The 12,610-nt window shown below is 57.8% G+C and carries 22 protein-coding genes; 1 reads left to right on the top strand and 21 read right to left on the bottom strand.

Features of this window, described 5'->3' with window-relative positions; genetic code table 11:
- Positions 1-14: 14 nt before the first annotated feature.
- The 20 genes from rpsN to ACZ5RI_RS06370 form a co-directional block, all read right to left on the bottom strand.
- A complete protein-coding gene (gene rpsN / locus ACZ5RI_RS06465) occupies positions 15-320 on the bottom strand; it encodes a 30S ribosomal protein S14 (RefSeq protein ID WP_464515294.1) in 306 nt (101 codons plus the stop codon).
- 12 nt (positions 321-332) lie between these two features.
- On the bottom strand, positions 333-1,013 hold the full coding sequence (gene rplE, locus ACZ5RI_RS06460; protein WP_464515293.1) for a 50S ribosomal protein L5: 681 nt from the start codon (positions 1,011-1,013) through the stop codon (positions 333-335).
- Entirely contained in the window at positions 1,006-1,323 is a 318-nt protein-coding gene (gene rplX, locus ACZ5RI_RS06455) for a 50S ribosomal protein L24 (RefSeq protein WP_464515292.1), read from the bottom strand. Before rplX ends, rplE begins: the two co-directional genes overlap by 8 nt.
- Complete coding sequence (rplN, locus tag ACZ5RI_RS06450) at positions 1,323-1,691, bottom strand: 50S ribosomal protein L14 (RefSeq protein ID WP_464515291.1); 369 nt, start codon at positions 1,689-1,691, stop codon at positions 1,323-1,325. The genes rplX and rplN overlap by 1 nt, the downstream gene beginning before the upstream one ends.
- Positions 1,692-1,718: 27 nt before the next feature.
- Positions 1,719-1,961, bottom strand: coding sequence for a 30S ribosomal protein S17 (gene rpsQ, locus ACZ5RI_RS06445; protein ID WP_464515290.1), 243 nt, complete (start codon positions 1,959-1,961; stop codon positions 1,719-1,721).
- A 19-nt stretch (positions 1,962-1,980) separates the two neighbouring features.
- On the bottom strand, positions 1,981-2,226 hold the full coding sequence (rpmC, locus tag ACZ5RI_RS06440; protein WP_464515289.1) for a 50S ribosomal protein L29: 246 nt from the start codon (positions 2,224-2,226) through the stop codon (positions 1,981-1,983).
- A gap of 7 nt (positions 2,227-2,233) precedes the next feature.
- Positions 2,234-2,647 carry a 50S ribosomal protein L16 gene (gene rplP, locus ACZ5RI_RS06435; protein WP_464515288.1) on the bottom strand — a complete coding sequence of 138 codons (414 nt, stop codon included), beginning with the start codon at positions 2,645-2,647 and terminating at the stop codon, positions 2,234-2,236.
- A 19-nt stretch (positions 2,648-2,666) separates the two neighbouring features.
- Complete coding sequence (rpsC, locus tag ACZ5RI_RS06430; RefSeq protein WP_464515287.1) at positions 2,667-3,392, bottom strand: 30S ribosomal protein S3; 726 nt, start codon at positions 3,390-3,392, stop codon at positions 2,667-2,669.
- Complete coding sequence (gene rplV / locus ACZ5RI_RS06425) at positions 3,392-3,856, bottom strand: 50S ribosomal protein L22 (protein WP_464515286.1); 465 nt, start codon at positions 3,854-3,856, stop codon at positions 3,392-3,394. The genes rpsC and rplV overlap by 1 nt, the downstream gene beginning before the upstream one ends.
- Entirely contained in the window at positions 3,856-4,137 is a 282-nt protein-coding gene (rpsS, locus tag ACZ5RI_RS06420) for a 30S ribosomal protein S19 (protein WP_464515285.1), read from the bottom strand. Before rpsS ends, rplV begins: the two co-directional genes overlap by 1 nt.
- A 6-nt stretch (positions 4,138-4,143) precedes the next feature.
- Complete coding sequence (rplB, locus tag ACZ5RI_RS06415; protein WP_464515284.1) at positions 4,144-4,980, bottom strand: 50S ribosomal protein L2; 837 nt, start codon at positions 4,978-4,980, stop codon at positions 4,144-4,146.
- Between the two features lies 1 nt (position 4,981).
- Positions 4,982-5,269 carry a 50S ribosomal protein L23 gene (locus ACZ5RI_RS06410; protein WP_464515283.1) on the bottom strand — a complete coding sequence of 96 codons (288 nt, stop codon included), beginning with the start codon at positions 5,267-5,269 and terminating at the stop codon, positions 4,982-4,984.
- Positions 5,266-5,883, bottom strand: a complete 618-nt coding sequence (gene rplD / locus ACZ5RI_RS06405; RefSeq protein WP_464515282.1) for a 50S ribosomal protein L4 — start codon at positions 5,881-5,883, stop codon at positions 5,266-5,268. The genes ACZ5RI_RS06410 and rplD overlap by 4 nt, the downstream gene beginning before the upstream one ends.
- Before the next feature lie 3 nt (positions 5,884-5,886).
- Complete coding sequence (gene rplC / locus ACZ5RI_RS06400) at positions 5,887-6,585, bottom strand: 50S ribosomal protein L3 (RefSeq protein ID WP_464515281.1); 699 nt, start codon at positions 6,583-6,585, stop codon at positions 5,887-5,889.
- An 11-nt stretch (positions 6,586-6,596) separates the two neighbouring features.
- The gene (rpsJ, locus tag ACZ5RI_RS06395; RefSeq protein WP_464515280.1) at positions 6,597-6,905 is read right to left on the bottom strand and encodes a 30S ribosomal protein S10; all 309 of its coding nucleotides are present in this window, start codon (positions 6,903-6,905) and stop codon (positions 6,597-6,599) included.
- A 42-nt stretch (positions 6,906-6,947) separates the two neighbouring features.
- On the bottom strand, positions 6,948-8,138 hold the full coding sequence (gene tuf, locus ACZ5RI_RS06390; RefSeq protein WP_464511164.1) for an elongation factor Tu: 1,191 nt from the start codon (positions 8,136-8,138) through the stop codon (positions 6,948-6,950).
- A gap of 24 nt (positions 8,139-8,162) precedes the next feature.
- Positions 8,163-10,241: an elongation factor G gene (gene fusA, locus ACZ5RI_RS06385; RefSeq protein ID WP_464515279.1), complete on the bottom strand. Its 2,079-nt coding sequence runs from the start codon at positions 10,239-10,241 to the stop codon at positions 8,163-8,165.
- Positions 10,242-10,259: 18 nt separating this feature from the next.
- Positions 10,260-10,730 (bottom strand): 30S ribosomal protein S7, encoded by a 471-nt coding sequence (gene rpsG / locus ACZ5RI_RS06380; protein WP_464515278.1) that lies wholly within the window; start codon positions 10,728-10,730, stop codon positions 10,260-10,262.
- Between the two features lie 14 nt (positions 10,731-10,744).
- The gene (gene rpsL / locus ACZ5RI_RS06375; RefSeq protein ID WP_464515277.1) at positions 10,745-11,116 is read right to left on the bottom strand and encodes a 30S ribosomal protein S12; all 372 of its coding nucleotides are present in this window, start codon (positions 11,114-11,116) and stop codon (positions 10,745-10,747) included.
- A 303-nt stretch (positions 11,117-11,419) separates the two neighbouring features.
- Positions 11,420-11,566 (bottom strand): hypothetical protein, encoded by a 147-nt coding sequence (locus tag ACZ5RI_RS06370; protein ID WP_464515276.1) that lies wholly within the window; start codon positions 11,564-11,566, stop codon positions 11,420-11,422.
- 85 nt (positions 11,567-11,651) lie between these two features.
- Between ACZ5RI_RS06370 and ACZ5RI_RS06365 the strand changes: the two genes are divergently transcribed.
- On the top strand, positions 11,652-11,825 hold the full coding sequence (locus tag ACZ5RI_RS06365; RefSeq protein WP_464515275.1) for a (2Fe-2S)-binding protein: 174 nt from the start codon (positions 11,652-11,654) through the stop codon (positions 11,823-11,825).
- A gap of 56 nt (positions 11,826-11,881) precedes the next feature.
- On the opposite strand, the gene ACZ5RI_RS06360 is transcribed toward ACZ5RI_RS06365, so the two are convergent.
- The gene (locus ACZ5RI_RS06360; RefSeq protein WP_464515274.1) at positions 11,882-12,499 is read right to left on the bottom strand and encodes a hypothetical protein; all 618 of its coding nucleotides are present in this window, start codon (positions 12,497-12,499) and stop codon (positions 11,882-11,884) included.
- Positions 12,500-12,610: the final 111 nt, after the last annotated feature.

The raw sequence follows: 12,610 nt of genomic DNA, 5'->3' as shown, positions 1-12,610 counted from the left end.
ATTCCCGTTTCTCCTTACCAGCTCGCCTTGGTCATGCCAGGGATCTGTCCGAAATTCGCCAACTCGCGCAGCGCAATACGCGACAGCTTAAGCTTGCGATAAAAGCCTTTGGAACGCCCCGTCAAACCGCAACGGTGCTTGATACGCACCTTGGCGGAATTACGCGGCAGCTTGGCCAGCTTAAGACGGGCGGCGAAACGCTCTTCGGGCGGCACGCTCAAGTCTTCAGCAGTGGCTTTCAACGCCGCACGCTTGGTAGCAAACTGCGCCACCATCTTCTCGCGCTTGGCATTACGGTTGATCTGCGACAGTTTCGCCATAACGCTTCACCCTTAGTTGACGAACGGGAACTGGAAGCCCTTGAGAAGCGACTTTGCTTCTGCATCGGTCTTCGCAGACGTGTTGATGATGATATCCATACCCCACACGTTTTCCGTTCTGTCGTAATCGATTTCGAGGAAGACGATGTGCTCTTTCAGACCCATGGCATAGTTGCCACGGCCATCAAAGCTCTTGCCGTTAACGCCACGGAAGTCGCGAACGCGCGGCAGGGCCGTAGTGATCAGGCGATCGAGGAATTCGTACATCCGCTCCTTGCGCAAGGTCACTTTGACGCCAACAGGGCGGCCTTCAGTGATCTTGAAAGTCGAGATCGACTTCTTCGCACGGGTGATGACACCCTTCTGGCCGGCAATCGCCGTCAGATCGTTAAGGGCCGACTGGATCTTCTTGGTATCCTGCGAACCTTCGCCCGCACCGATATTCAGAACGATCTTCTTCAGTTCAGGCACCTGGAACTGGTTCTTGTAACCAAATTCTTCCATCAGAGCCGGACGGATGACTTCAAGGTACCGCTTTTTGAAACGCGGCACATAGCCTTCCTCGCGAGCAGCCTCACCCACCTTTACAGTGGTACCGGCAGCCTTCTCGGCGCCTTTCTTGGCCTTCTTTTCGGCTTTAGGCGCGCCAGCGGCAGCCTTCGTAGCCTTCTTTTCTTTACCAGCCTCAGACATCGATGACCTCACCGGACTTCTTCGCATAGCGCACGCGACGTCCGTCGCCCAACACCTTCCAGCCAATACGGGTGGCGTCGCCGGACTTGGGGTCTACATGCGCAAGATTGGACAAATGCACCGCGGCTTCCTTAGAGATGATGCCGCCTTGGGCCGTCTGGGTCTGCTTCTGGTGATGCTTCGCCAGGGCAACGCCTCGGACAACCGCGCGCTCTTCCTTCGGCAGCACACGAATGACTTCGCCCTTTTTGCCCTTATCACGACCTGTGGTCACAACCACCTGGTCGCCTTTTTTAATTTTCGCAGCCATCAGAGCACCTCCGGCGCCAACGAGATAATCTTCATGTGGTTCTTGGCACGTAATTCACGGGTAACCGGCCCGAAAATACGCGTACCAACCGGCTCGCCCTGAGCCGAAACCAGAACCGCGGCGTTACCGTCGAAGCGGATCAGGCTACCGTCCTGCCGACGAACACCGTACGCCGTGCGCACGATCACCGCCTTGCAGACATCGCCCTTCTTCACGCGACCGCGCGGAATGGCTTCCTTGACCGAGACAACGATCGTATCGCCGACGTCGGCATAGCGGCGGTGTGAACCGCCCAAAACCTTGATGCACATCACGCGACGCGCGCCGGAATTATCGGCGACATCAAGCTCGGAGGACATCTGTATCATGGTATTCTACTCCCGCAGCCTGCTGGCTTATTTGCCCGTCACGCGCTCGACAACTTCCCAAGTCTTCAACTTGGAAATCGGCGGGCACTCGCGAATCCGAACCACTTCACCGGCCTTGATCTCACCCTTTTCATCATGGGCGTGATACTTCTTTGACCGACGCACGATCTTTCCCAACACGGGGTGGATGAAGCGGCGTTCCACTTTCACCACCACCGTCTTATCATTTTTGTCGCTGACTACGACGCCTTGCAGCACGCGCTTGGGCATTTTTCGATCCTTTTATCCTTCAGACGGCCTTTCGGCGCTGCTCCGTCAAAACCGTTTCAAGACGCGCGATTTCCTTACGCACGACGCGGATCCGGCTCGTCTTTTCAAGCTGGCCGTTAGCGCGCTGGAAGCGCAGATTGAACTGCTCTTTCTTCAGCTTGGTCAGCTGTTCGATCAGCTCGTCATTCGTCTTGGCACGGAACTCGTCCGTCTTTGACGCAGCCTTCGCGGCTTTCGTGTCAGCCGATGTCTTCTTCTCTGCCATCTTCATCTCACACTATGTCGCGCGCGACGAACTTGGTCGCAATGGACAGTTTGGCGGCCCCCAGGCGCATCGCCTCTTTGGCGGTGACCAGATCGACGCCGTCGATCTCAAACAGAATGCGACCGGGCTTAATCTTGGCAACCCAAAATTCCGGGGCGCCCTTGCCCGAACCCATTCGCACTTCGGCGGGCTTTTTCGATACTGGCACGTCCGGGAAAACACGGATCCAGACACGGCCAGCGCGCTTCATCTCGCGAGTGATCGCGCGGCGAGCCGCTTCGATTTCGCGGGCTGTAATACGTTCCGGTTCCAGCGCCTTCATACCGAAGGCACCGAAGTCCAGTTGCGTGCCGCCCTTAGCCGCGCCGTGAATGCGACCTTTATGCTGCTTGCGGTATTTGGTTCGTTTCGGTTGAAGCATGGCTATACTCTTTCAAACTTTAGACCACAGGCGCCGGCGCGTGAGCCGGGGATTGCGGACGCGACTGCTTCTGATCCGTGTTTTCGGCCAGACGCTTCTCGACCGCCATCGGATCATGCTCCATGATCTCGCCCTTGAAGATCCAGACCTTGACGCCACAGGCACCATAGGTCGTCTTCGCGGTGGCCACACCATAGTCGATGTCAGCACGCAGGGTATGCAACGGAACGCGACCTTCACGGTACCATTCCATGCGGGCGATTTCCGCCCCACCCAAACGACCGCCGCAATTGATACGGATGCCCAGGGCGCCCAGACGCATCGCCGACTGAACGGCGCGCTTCATCACACGGCGGAAAGCCACACGGCGTTCGAGCTGCTGGGCGATATTCTCAGCGACCAGCTTGGCATCGATTTCCGGCTTGCGGACTTCGACGATGTTCAGATGCACCTCATCGGTGGTGTATCTCTGAACCTCAGCCTTCAGCTTCTCAATATCGGCACCCTTTTTACCGATCACAACACCCGGACGAGCCGAATGCAGCGAGATACGGCACTTTTTGTGCGGACGCTCGATAATGATGCGGCTGACACCCGCGGCCTTCAGACGTTCCATCAAGTAACTGCGGATCTTGATGTCTTCCTGCAGCAGCTTGCCATATTCTCTTTTGCCGGCGTACCAGCGCGAGTCCCAGGTGCGATTGATGCCAAGTCGCAAACCGGTCGGATTGACCTTCTGACCCATTACGCTTTCTCCTGCTCAGTCGCCGGCGCATCGGTCTGCACCGCTTCACTGGTCGCTGCCTTATCGGCACCTTTTTTAGCCTTGGGCGTCAGCTTACCTTTCTCAGAGACCACAATGGTGATCTGCGAGAACGGCTTCTGGATCCCGGCGCCACGCCCACGGGCACGAGCCTGGAAGCGCTTCATGATAATGTTCTTACCAACCGACGCTTCCGTCACAACCAGATCATCGACGTCGAGATCGTGGTTGTTTTCCGCGTTGGCGATCGCCGACTCCAGAACCTTCTTAACCGACCCAGCAATGCGCTTGGGCGAAAAAGTCAGTTCATTGAGCGCTTTCTCCGCCGTCTTACCACGGATTGCCTGCGCCACAAGCCCTAGCTTGCGCGGAGAGATACGAATTGCGCGGCCAATGGCCTTCGCCTGATAATCGGCGAGAACGCGTTCGCGTGCTTTCTTGCCCATTAGTCCCTCTTCGCTTTCTTGTCGCCCGCCGCGTGGCCATGGAAGGTGCGCGTCGGCGAGAACTCGCCTAACTTGTGACCGACCATATCCTCGGTAACCAGAACGGGAATATGTTTCTTGCCGTTGTAGACACCGAAAGTCAGTCCCACGAACTGCGGCAGAACCGTCGAACGCCGTGACCAGGTCTTGATCACATCCTTGCGCCCGGAACTGCGCGCGGTTTCCGCCTTCTTCAGCAGATCGCCGTCGACGAACGGGCCTTTCCAAACCGAACGTGCCATCTCAAACTATCCTTGCGTCTTGCCGTGGCGCGAACGCACGATGTACTTGGTGGTGCGCTTGTTCTTGCGGGTTTTGGCGCCCTTGGTCGGCTTGCCCCACGGTGTAACCGGGTTGCGGCCGCCCTTGGTACGGCCTTCGCCGCCGCCGTGGGGGTGATCGACTGGGTTCATCGCCGTGCCGCGAACATGGGGGCGTTTGCCCTTCCATACTGCACGACCAGCTTTACTCTCGATCTCGTTCATGTGGTCGGGGTTTGACACCGCGCCCACCGTTGCCATGCAGTCAAGCCGCACTTTGCGCATTTCGCCCGAGTTCAGGCGCAGGATGGCATAACCGGAGTCACGACCAACATACTGCGCATAAGTCCCAGCCGACCGAGCCATCTGGCCACCCTTGAGGGGCTTAAGCTCGACATTGTGCACGATGGTGCCGACGGGCATCGAACCAAGCTTCATTGCGTTGCCGGGTTTGATGTCGACCTTGTCACCAGAGATAACGACATCACCAACGGCCAGGCGCTGCGGCGCCAGGATGTAAGCGAGCTCGCCATCCTTATACTTGAGCAGGGCAATAAAGGCCGTACGATTGGGATCGAATTCCAACCGCTCCACCGTCGCCGGCACACCCAACTTGGTGCGCTTGAAATCGACGATACGATACAGGCGCTTATGCCCGCCGCCGCGATAGCGGACGGTAATACGACCGGTGTTATTGCGGCCGCCCTTAGAAGACTTGCCTTTGGCCAACGTCTTGACCGGACCGCCCTTATGCAGGCCGCTACGGTCAATCAGCACCAGCTGGCGCTGCGCATTGGTTACGGGCCGATAGTGTTTGAGCGCCATCTTATAACCCCGTCGTGATATCGATCTGGTGGCCCTCTTCGAGGGACACGATCGCTTTCTTGGAGTCGCTGCGCGTAAAGCGCACGCCGCGGAACGTCTTGCTCTTGCCCTTGACCCGGACGGTGTTAACCGCCTTGACCTTGACCTTGAACAATTCCTCAACCGCCTTAGCGATCTGCGGCTTGGTCGAGTCCATCGCTACCCGGAAGACAATCTGATTGACTTCCGTCAGCTTGGTCGCCTTTTCGGTAATCACCGGCGACAGAATGACATCGTGCACGGTCTTCATGCCAGACGCTCCTCGATCGATTTGACCGCCGCCGCCGTCAGCACCAGCGTGTTTTTGCGCATGATGTCGTAGACATTGATACCGGCCACCGGAACCAGCGACACCGCCGCCAGGTTACGAGCAGACAACGCGAACTTGTCATCGAAGGTGCCATCAACCACCAGGGCATTCTCGACACCCAGGGCCTTCAGCTGCTTCGCCAAAGAGTTGGTCTTGACTTCGTTGACGGCAGCCTCGCTGAGGATCACCAGCGCACCCTTCTGGGCCTTAGCCGAGAGAGCATGCTTGAGACCAAGCGCACGGACCTTCTTGGGAAGATCAAAAGCATGGCTATGCGGCACGGGGCCCATTGCCTTGGCACCACCAACATACTGCGACACGGTACGACTGCCGTGACGAGCCTGGCCAGTGCCCTTCTGCTTGTAGACCTTCTTGTGCGTCCGGTTGACTTCGGCGCGGGTCAGCATCGCATGGGTGCCGGCACGACGCTTGGCCAGCTGCCACACGATAACACGCTGGATCAGGTCGGCGCGGGGTTCGAGACCGAACACCGCATCGGCGAGTTCGACGTCGCCCTTGGCCTGATTATCGAGGGAAAAGACTTTCGTTTTCATGCTTTAGCCCTCAACCACCTTAGCTTCGCGCTTCTTAACTGAAGCGGGGATCGGAGCATCCTTGGGCAGCGCCTGCTTGACCGCATCGCGCACCATAACCCAGCCCCCTTTGGAGCCCGGCACAGCGCCGCGCACCATGATCAGTCCGCGGTCGACATCGACCTTGGCGATCTCGAGGTTGAGCGTGGTAACACGGTCAACGCCGTAATGCCCGTGCATCTTCTTATTCTTGAAGGTTTTGCCCGGATCCTGACGGCCACCGGTACCACCAAGCGAACGATGCGAGATCGACACGCCGTGGGTGGCTTCCAAACCGCGGAAGTTCCAACGCTTCATAGCGCCGGTAAAACCGCGACCAATGGTAACGCCGGTCACGTCAACCTTCTGGCCAGCAACGAAATGATCCGCCTGGATCAAATCGCCGACATCCAAGAGATTCTCAGGATCGACGCGGAATTCCGCCAACTTCTTCTTAGGCTCGACTTCGGCCTTGGCAAAGTTACCACGGTCGGCCTTGGTCAAACGCTTCGGCTTGGCAAAACCCGACCCGAGCTGAACAGCTGTGTAGCCATCAGTCTCGGCGGTACGCCGCGCCACGACCTGACAGCCATCGAGCTTCAGAACCGTGACCGGCACATGCTTACCGTCTTCCAGAAAAAGACGGGTCATGCCAACCTTCTGCGTGATGACGCCTGTGCGCATCGCGCTACTCCTTAAAGCTTGATCTCGACATCAACACCAGCCGCCAGGTCGAGCTTCATCAGCGCGTCGACCGTTTGCGGCGTCGGATCGATGATATCGAGCAGACGCTTGTGGGTACGGATTTCAAACTGTTCACGGCTCTTCTTATCGACGTGCGGTGAACGGTTAACCGTGAAACGCTCAAAGTTTGTCGGCAGCGGAATCGGACCGCGGACCTGCGCACCAGTGCGTTTCGCCGTATTTACGATCTCCCGCGTCGAATTATCGAGGATGCGGTGATCGAAGGCCTTAAGCCGGATACGGATATTCTGACCTTGCATAGATTAACTCTCCGAGACGGCCAACGGCCGAATTTCCGGCCCCTACTTTATGATCGAAGCGACGACACCGGCACCAACTGTGCGGCCGCCTTCGCGGATAGCGAAGCGAAGCTTTTCTTCCATCGCAATCGGAACGATCAGATCAACTTCAATCGTAATGTTGTCGCCAGGCATCACCATCTCGGTGCCTTCCGGCAACTTCACCATACCCGTCACGTCCGTCGTACGGAAGTAGAACTGCGGACGATAGTTGGTGAAGAATGGCGTATGACGGCCACCCTCTTCTTTCGTCAGGATATAGGCTTCTGCCATAAACTGGGTATGCGGGGTCACCGTACCCGGCTTCGACAGAACCTGACCACGTTCGACACCATTACGGTCAACACCGCGCAACAGCGCACCGATGTTGTCACCGGCCTGGCCCTGATCGAGCAGCTTGCGGAACATTTCAACGCCGGTAACCGTGGTCGTCGACGTCGGCTTCATACCGACGATCTCAACCGTTTCACCAACCTTGACAACGCCACGCTCAACACGACCGGTCACAACCGTACCACGGCCCGAGATCGAGAAAACGTCTTCGATCGGCATCAGGAACGGCAGCTCAACCGGACGATCCGGCTGCGGAATATAGGCGTCAACTTCAGCCATCAGCTTCAGGATCGCTTCACGACCGAGTTCCGGGCTCTTGTCTTCCAGAGCACACAGCGCCGAACCACGAACGATCGGGATATCGTCGCCGGGGAACTGATAGCTCGACAGAAGCTCACGAACTTCCATCTCGACCAGATCCAGCAGCTCCGGATCATCGACCATGTCGCACTTGTTCATGAAGACGACCAGCGCGGGCACGCCAACCTGGCGGGCCAGAAGGATGTGTTCGCGCGTCTGCGGCATCGGGCCGTCAGCTGCCGAAACAACCAGAATCGCGCCATCCATCTGCGCCGCACCCGTGATCATGTTCTTCACATAGTCAGCATGGCCGGGGCAATCAACGTGCGCATAATGACGGTTCGCCGTCTCATACTCGACGTGTGCCGTCGAAATCGTGATGCCGCGAGCCTTTTCTTCAGGCGCCTTATCAATCTGGTCGTACGCCGTGAACGTCGCACCGCCAGATTCAGCCAGCACCTTCGTGATCGCCGCCGTCAGCGTTGTCTTGCCGTGGTCGACGTGACCAATCGTCCCGATGTTGCAATGCGGCTTCGTCCGCTCGTATTTGGCCTTCGCCATGGTGGTCTTCTCCGTATCCCGACGTTAGGTGTACTTCTTCGTAATCTCTTCCGCGATAGCCTGCGGAACTTGCTCATAATGGTCGAACTGCATCGAGTACTGCGCGCGACCTTGCGACATCGAACGCAGAGTATTGATGTAGCCGAACATGTTCGCCAGCGGCACCATTGCGGTGACGATCTGGGCGTTGCCGCGGCTGTCGGTGCCCTGCACCTGACCACGGCGGGAATTCAGGTCGCCAATGACGCCGCCGAGGAATTCCTCAGGTGCCACAACTTCGACCTTCATGATCGGCTCAAGCAGCTTGACCGCCTTCTTTTCCGCGAGTTCGCGGAACGCCGCGCGGGCAGCGATATCGAAGGTCATCGCGTTCGAGTCAACTTCGTGGAACGCACCGTCGATCAGACGAGCCCCGAAATCGATCACCGGGAAGCCGGCCATCAAACCAGTTTCTTTCTGGACCTTGATGCCTTTTTCAACGGACGGAACGAATTCCTTCGGAACCGCACCACCGACGACCTTATTCTCGAACACATAGCCCGACCCAGCCGGTAACGGCTCGAATTCGATCTTAACCCGGGCAAACTGACCAGCACCGCCGGTCTGCTTCTTGTGGGTGTAATCGACCGTAACCGCACGCGAGAGGGTTTCGCGATACGCAACCTGCGGCGCGCCGACATTGCAATCGACCTTGTAGGTACGGCGCAAAATGTCGACCTTAATGTCGAGGTGCAGTTCGCCCATGCCCTTCAGGATGGTCTGGCCCGAATCGACGTCAGACGAGACGCGGAACGAGGGATCTTCCTGGGCCAGACGCTGCAGCGCCATCGCCATCTTTTCCTGGTCACTCTTGGTCTTGGGTTCGATGGCAACCTCGATCACGGGATCGGGGAATTCCATCTTTTCCAGGATGATCGGATTGTTCGGATCGCACAGCGTCTCACCGGTGGTGGTCAGCTTGAGGCCCGCGAAAGCGACGATGTCGCCGGCATAGGCCTCTTTAACGTCCTCACGATCATTGGCATGCATGCGGAGCATACGGCCAACGCGTTCCGTCTTGTCCTTGACCGAATTCAGAACGCCCGTACCGGAAGTCACCATGCCCGAATAGATGCGCACGAAGGTGATCGAACCGACAAAGGGGTCGTCCATGATCTTGAACGCCAAACCCGAGAAGGGTTCTTTGTCATCAGACTTGCGTTCGGCTTCCTGCTCATCCTTGCCCGGGATATGACCCTTGACCGGCGGAACATCGAGCGGCGACGGCAGATAGTCGACAACGGCGTCGAGCAGCGGCTGAACACCCTTATTCTTGAAGGCCGAACCGCACATAACCGGCACGAACTTGAAGTTATTGGTGCCCTTGCGGATGCAGCGCTTGATGTCTGCAACGCTCGGCACGGTGCCTTCAAGATAGGCTTCAAGCAGCGCTTCGTCCTCTTCCACGGCCATCTCAATGAGCTGGGTGTGGAGTTCGGCAGCCTTATCAGCATACTCAGCCGGAATTTCGACTTCGTCGTACTTCGCACCGAGCTGCTCTTCGTGCCAGACCAGAGCCTTCATCGACACGATGTCGATAATGCCCTTGAAGTCGGCTTCCGCGCCAATCGGCCACGCGATAACCATCGGGCGGGTGCCCAGACGGTCGATCATCATCTGGACGCAACGGGCAAAATCGGCGCCCATGCGGTCCATCTTATTGACGAAGCAGATACGCGGAACATTGTACTTGTCGGCCTGACGCCAGACGGTTTCCGACTGCGGTTCAACACCAGCAACCGCGTCAAACACCGCCACAGCACCGTCCAGCACGCGCATCGAACGTTCCACCTCGATGGTGAAGTCGACGTGGCCAGGGGTGTCGATGATGTTGATGCGATGGTCACGCCAATAGCAGGTCGTTGCCGCCGACGTGATGGTGATGCCGCGCTCCTGCTCCTGCTCCATAAAGTCCATAGTAGCAGCGCCGTCATGGACTTCGCCGATCTTATGACTCTTACCGGTGTAGTAGAGGATGCGCTCGGTCGTTGTCGTCTTGCCGGCGTCGATGTGCGCGGCAATACCGATATTGCGATAGTCTGCGAGCGGGGTTGTGCGAGGCATATTAAACTTCCCGGATCCTTACCAACGATAATGGGAGAAGGCGCGATTGGCCTCTGCCATCTTGTGGGTATCTTCGCGCTTCTTAACGGCGTTACCGCGGTTGGCTGCGGCATCGAGAATTTCACCAGACAGGCGGCCGGTCATCGTGGTTTCGCCACGCTTACGGGCAGAACCGATGATCCAGCGGATCGCCAGAGCCCGCGAACGGTCAAGGCGAACTTCCACCGGCACCTGATAGGTAGCACCACCAACGCGGCGCGAACGAACTTCCAGCGCAGGGCTGACGTTCTTCAGGGCCTCGTGGAAGACCTGCAGCGGATCCTGCTTGGTCTTGTCCTGAATGACGTCGAAGGCGCCGTAGAGAATGTTCTCAGCGCAAGACTTCTTACCGTCATACATTAGGCTATTCATAAACTTGGCAACAACCAGATCACCAAACTTGGCATCCGGGTTGATTTCGCGACGATCTGCGCGGCGACGACGAGCCATAACTAAACCCTCTCTTACTTCGGACGCTTAGCGCCATAAAGCGAACGGCGCTGTTTGCGATCCTTGACGCCCTGCGTGTCGAGCACACCACGAATGATGTGGTAGCGCACGCCAGGTAAGTCCTTCACGCGGCCGCCGCGGATCAGCACAACCGAGTGCTCCTGCAGATTGTGGCCTTCGCCAGGAATGTAGGTCAGCGCTTCGTAGCCATTGGTCAGACGCACCTTGGCAACTTTACGCAAGGCCGAGTTCGGCTTTTTCGGCGTCGTGGTATAGACGCGCGTACAAACTGCCCGCTTCTGGGGGCACTCTTGCAGTGCCGGAACCTTATTGCGCTTGGGCTTTACGCCCCGCGGCTTGCGGATCAACTGGTTGATCGTCGGCATTCGTCTTCCCGTTTTCTCCGACGGCTGAACCGCCGCCTTCGACTTCGATTATTGCCGGGCACACCATGTGTTCGGCAACGACTAAACCGGACTCGGACAATTCCCCGTACCGGGAAGCTGTCCGCTCCGTAAAAAGCGCGGAGGACTTGAGGCCCGAGGGCCAAACAAGTCGCGCGATCTCACGCGTTTCACTGACTTTCCAACATCGTTTCCGCGAAACCGCAGACGGCCTGTTTACGAAAGGTGGCGCTGTATAGGCGGAACTCGGGGGACAGGTCAAGGGCCATAGGCCAAAATCGCCTCTTAAACGCTATATTCGATTAACCCGGCACCCCACAGCCCGGCCAGCGCCCCGCCGTTCCAGCCCGGCACAGTCCACAGGATTATCCACAGATCGGTGGTTATCGCTTTTTTACCTTGAATCTGTTCATATTTTTCCAATATAGCCATGGTAGTTGACGTAATTGATCGGAAAAGGGCAAGCTGAAGCCCGCCAGGTTAAGGAACCCCCATGATCCTCTGTATGTGTAGCCGAATGACGGATGCCCAGGTGCGTGAAGCCGCCGCCAAAGGGGCCAAAACCGTCGCAGACGTGTTCCGAGTCTTAAATAAGCGGCGCAGCTGCGGCCAATGCAGCGACGATATAGAATCGGTGCTCGATCAGGTGAAGGCAGAAAACGCCAAGCAGAAGGCACCCGCCGCGGAATAGCTGGCCCAATGGGCAGCCTGCGGGTGAAGAATCGTCTGCCCCTTAAAGCAGACTGACTAGCGATTCACCGGCAGTTTATTGACGTCATAGCCCGGGCCGAAATCGATCAGCAGGATCGGCCCCAGATCCAGCGTCTGGATTCCGGTGGCAAAATTGAGCGATCCGCCCATCGTCGCCTTGCTATAGTCCCTCGATGCCACCGCCTTCACATAATACATCTTCCACTGACTGCTCAGCACCAGCGTCTCCTGCGCCCCCAGACTGGTATAGGGCGCGGCGGATTCCTGCAGCCGGGCCAGCAGGGTGATCGTGTTCTGCCCGGCAGGCGGCACCACCGCCCGTGCCCAGAAGGCCAAAAGCAGCACATCCCCCCTGGCCACCGGTTTTACGTTGCCCGCCATACCGCCGGCATCCCAGGGATTCGCCCCTTCGGCAGAAACGGTAACCCGCTCCGCCGTGCCACCCTGCACCGTCTTGTCGGCAATCAGCTCCCCCTTAGCGATGGCGCCAAACACCGCCCAGCCGCGGGCCGGATCGTTCACCATGCGGCTAGCCAGATCGCCCGCCCCGCTCGCGCCACCGGAACCAGAAGCTTCCTGCGCGAGAAGTGGGAGCGATACCATACCCAGAAAAACCAAAACACACAGCAGAAACAACCACTTTGTCGCCTTCACAGCCGTTACTCCCCGGTAATTTTACTTTTTATTATGGAAGAATTGTGCGGTGGGATGACGCAGATTACAACCTAAAAATGCACCTCTGCAGCAGATATGCTTGTTGACGAC

The organism is Micropepsis pineolensis (assembly GCF_055392125.1).
Note: the sequence above shows the minus strand (reverse complement) of the source record. Positions and strands in the feature narration are given on the sequence as shown.

What these genes read in the sequence shown, in the direction of transcription:
- fusA (WP_464515279.1), bottom strand. Translation starts at nt 10,241, where the DNA reads ATGCCTCGCACAACCCCGCTCGCAGACTATCGCAATATCGGTATTGCC.
- rplB (WP_464515284.1), bottom strand. Translation starts at nt 4,980, where the DNA reads ATGGCGCTCAAACACTATCGGCCCGTAACCAATGCGCAGCGCCAGCTG.
- tuf (WP_464511164.1), bottom strand. Translation starts at nt 8,138, where the DNA reads ATGGCGAAGGCCAAATACGAGCGGACGAAGCCGCATTGCAACATCGGG.
- ACZ5RI_RS06370 (WP_464515276.1), bottom strand. Translation starts at nt 11,566, where the DNA reads ATGGCTATATTGGAAAAATATGAACAGATTCAAGGTAAAAAAGCGATA.
- rplP (WP_464515288.1), bottom strand. Translation starts at nt 2,647, where the DNA reads ATGCTTCAACCGAAACGAACCAAATACCGCAAGCAGCATAAAGGTCGC.
- rplE (WP_464515293.1), bottom strand. Translation starts at nt 1,013, where the DNA reads ATGTCTGAGGCTGGTAAAGAAAAGAAGGCTACGAAGGCTGCCGCTGGC.
- rpsQ (WP_464515290.1), bottom strand. Translation starts at nt 1,961, where the DNA reads ATGCCCAAGCGCGTGCTGCAAGGCGTCGTAGTCAGCGACAAAAATGAT.
- rpsJ (WP_464515280.1), bottom strand. Translation starts at nt 6,905, where the DNA reads ATGCAAGGTCAGAATATCCGTATCCGGCTTAAGGCCTTCGATCACCGC.
- rpsG (WP_464515278.1), bottom strand. Translation starts at nt 10,730, where the DNA reads ATGGCTCGTCGTCGCCGCGCAGATCGTCGCGAAATCAACCCGGATGCC.
- rpsS (WP_464515285.1), bottom strand. Translation starts at nt 4,137, where the DNA reads ATGGCACGTTCGGTTTGGAAAGGCCCGTTCGTCGACGGCGATCTGCTG.
- rpsL (WP_464515277.1), bottom strand. Translation starts at nt 11,116, where the DNA reads ATGCCGACGATCAACCAGTTGATCCGCAAGCCGCGGGGCGTAAAGCCC.
- rpsC (WP_464515287.1), bottom strand. Translation starts at nt 3,392, where the DNA reads ATGGGTCAGAAGGTCAATCCGACCGGTTTGCGACTTGGCATCAATCGC.
- rplX (WP_464515292.1), bottom strand. Translation starts at nt 1,323, where the DNA reads ATGGCTGCGAAAATTAAAAAAGGCGACCAGGTGGTTGTGACCACAGGT.
- rpsN (WP_464515294.1), bottom strand. Translation starts at nt 320, where the DNA reads ATGGCGAAACTGTCGCAGATCAACCGTAATGCCAAGCGCGAGAAGATG.
- ACZ5RI_RS06410 (WP_464515283.1), bottom strand. Translation starts at nt 5,269, where the DNA reads ATGAAGACCGTGCACGATGTCATTCTGTCGCCGGTGATTACCGAAAAG.
- rplC (WP_464515281.1), bottom strand. Translation starts at nt 6,585, where the DNA reads ATGCGCACAGGCGTCATCACGCAGAAGGTTGGCATGACCCGTCTTTTT.
- rplN (WP_464515291.1), bottom strand. Translation starts at nt 1,691, where the DNA reads ATGATACAGATGTCCTCCGAGCTTGATGTCGCCGATAATTCCGGCGCG.
- ACZ5RI_RS06365 (WP_464515275.1), top strand. Translation starts at nt 11,652, where the DNA reads ATGACGGATGCCCAGGTGCGTGAAGCCGCCGCCAAAGGGGCCAAAACC.
- rpmC (WP_464515289.1), bottom strand. Translation starts at nt 2,226, where the DNA reads ATGGCAGAGAAGAAGACATCGGCTGACACGAAAGCCGCGAAGGCTGCG.
- rplD (WP_464515282.1), bottom strand. Translation starts at nt 5,883, where the DNA reads ATGAAAACGAAAGTCTTTTCCCTCGATAATCAGGCCAAGGGCGACGTC.
- rplV (WP_464515286.1), bottom strand. Translation starts at nt 3,856, where the DNA reads ATGGGCAAGAAAGCACGCGAACGCGTTCTCGCCGATTATCAGGCGAAG.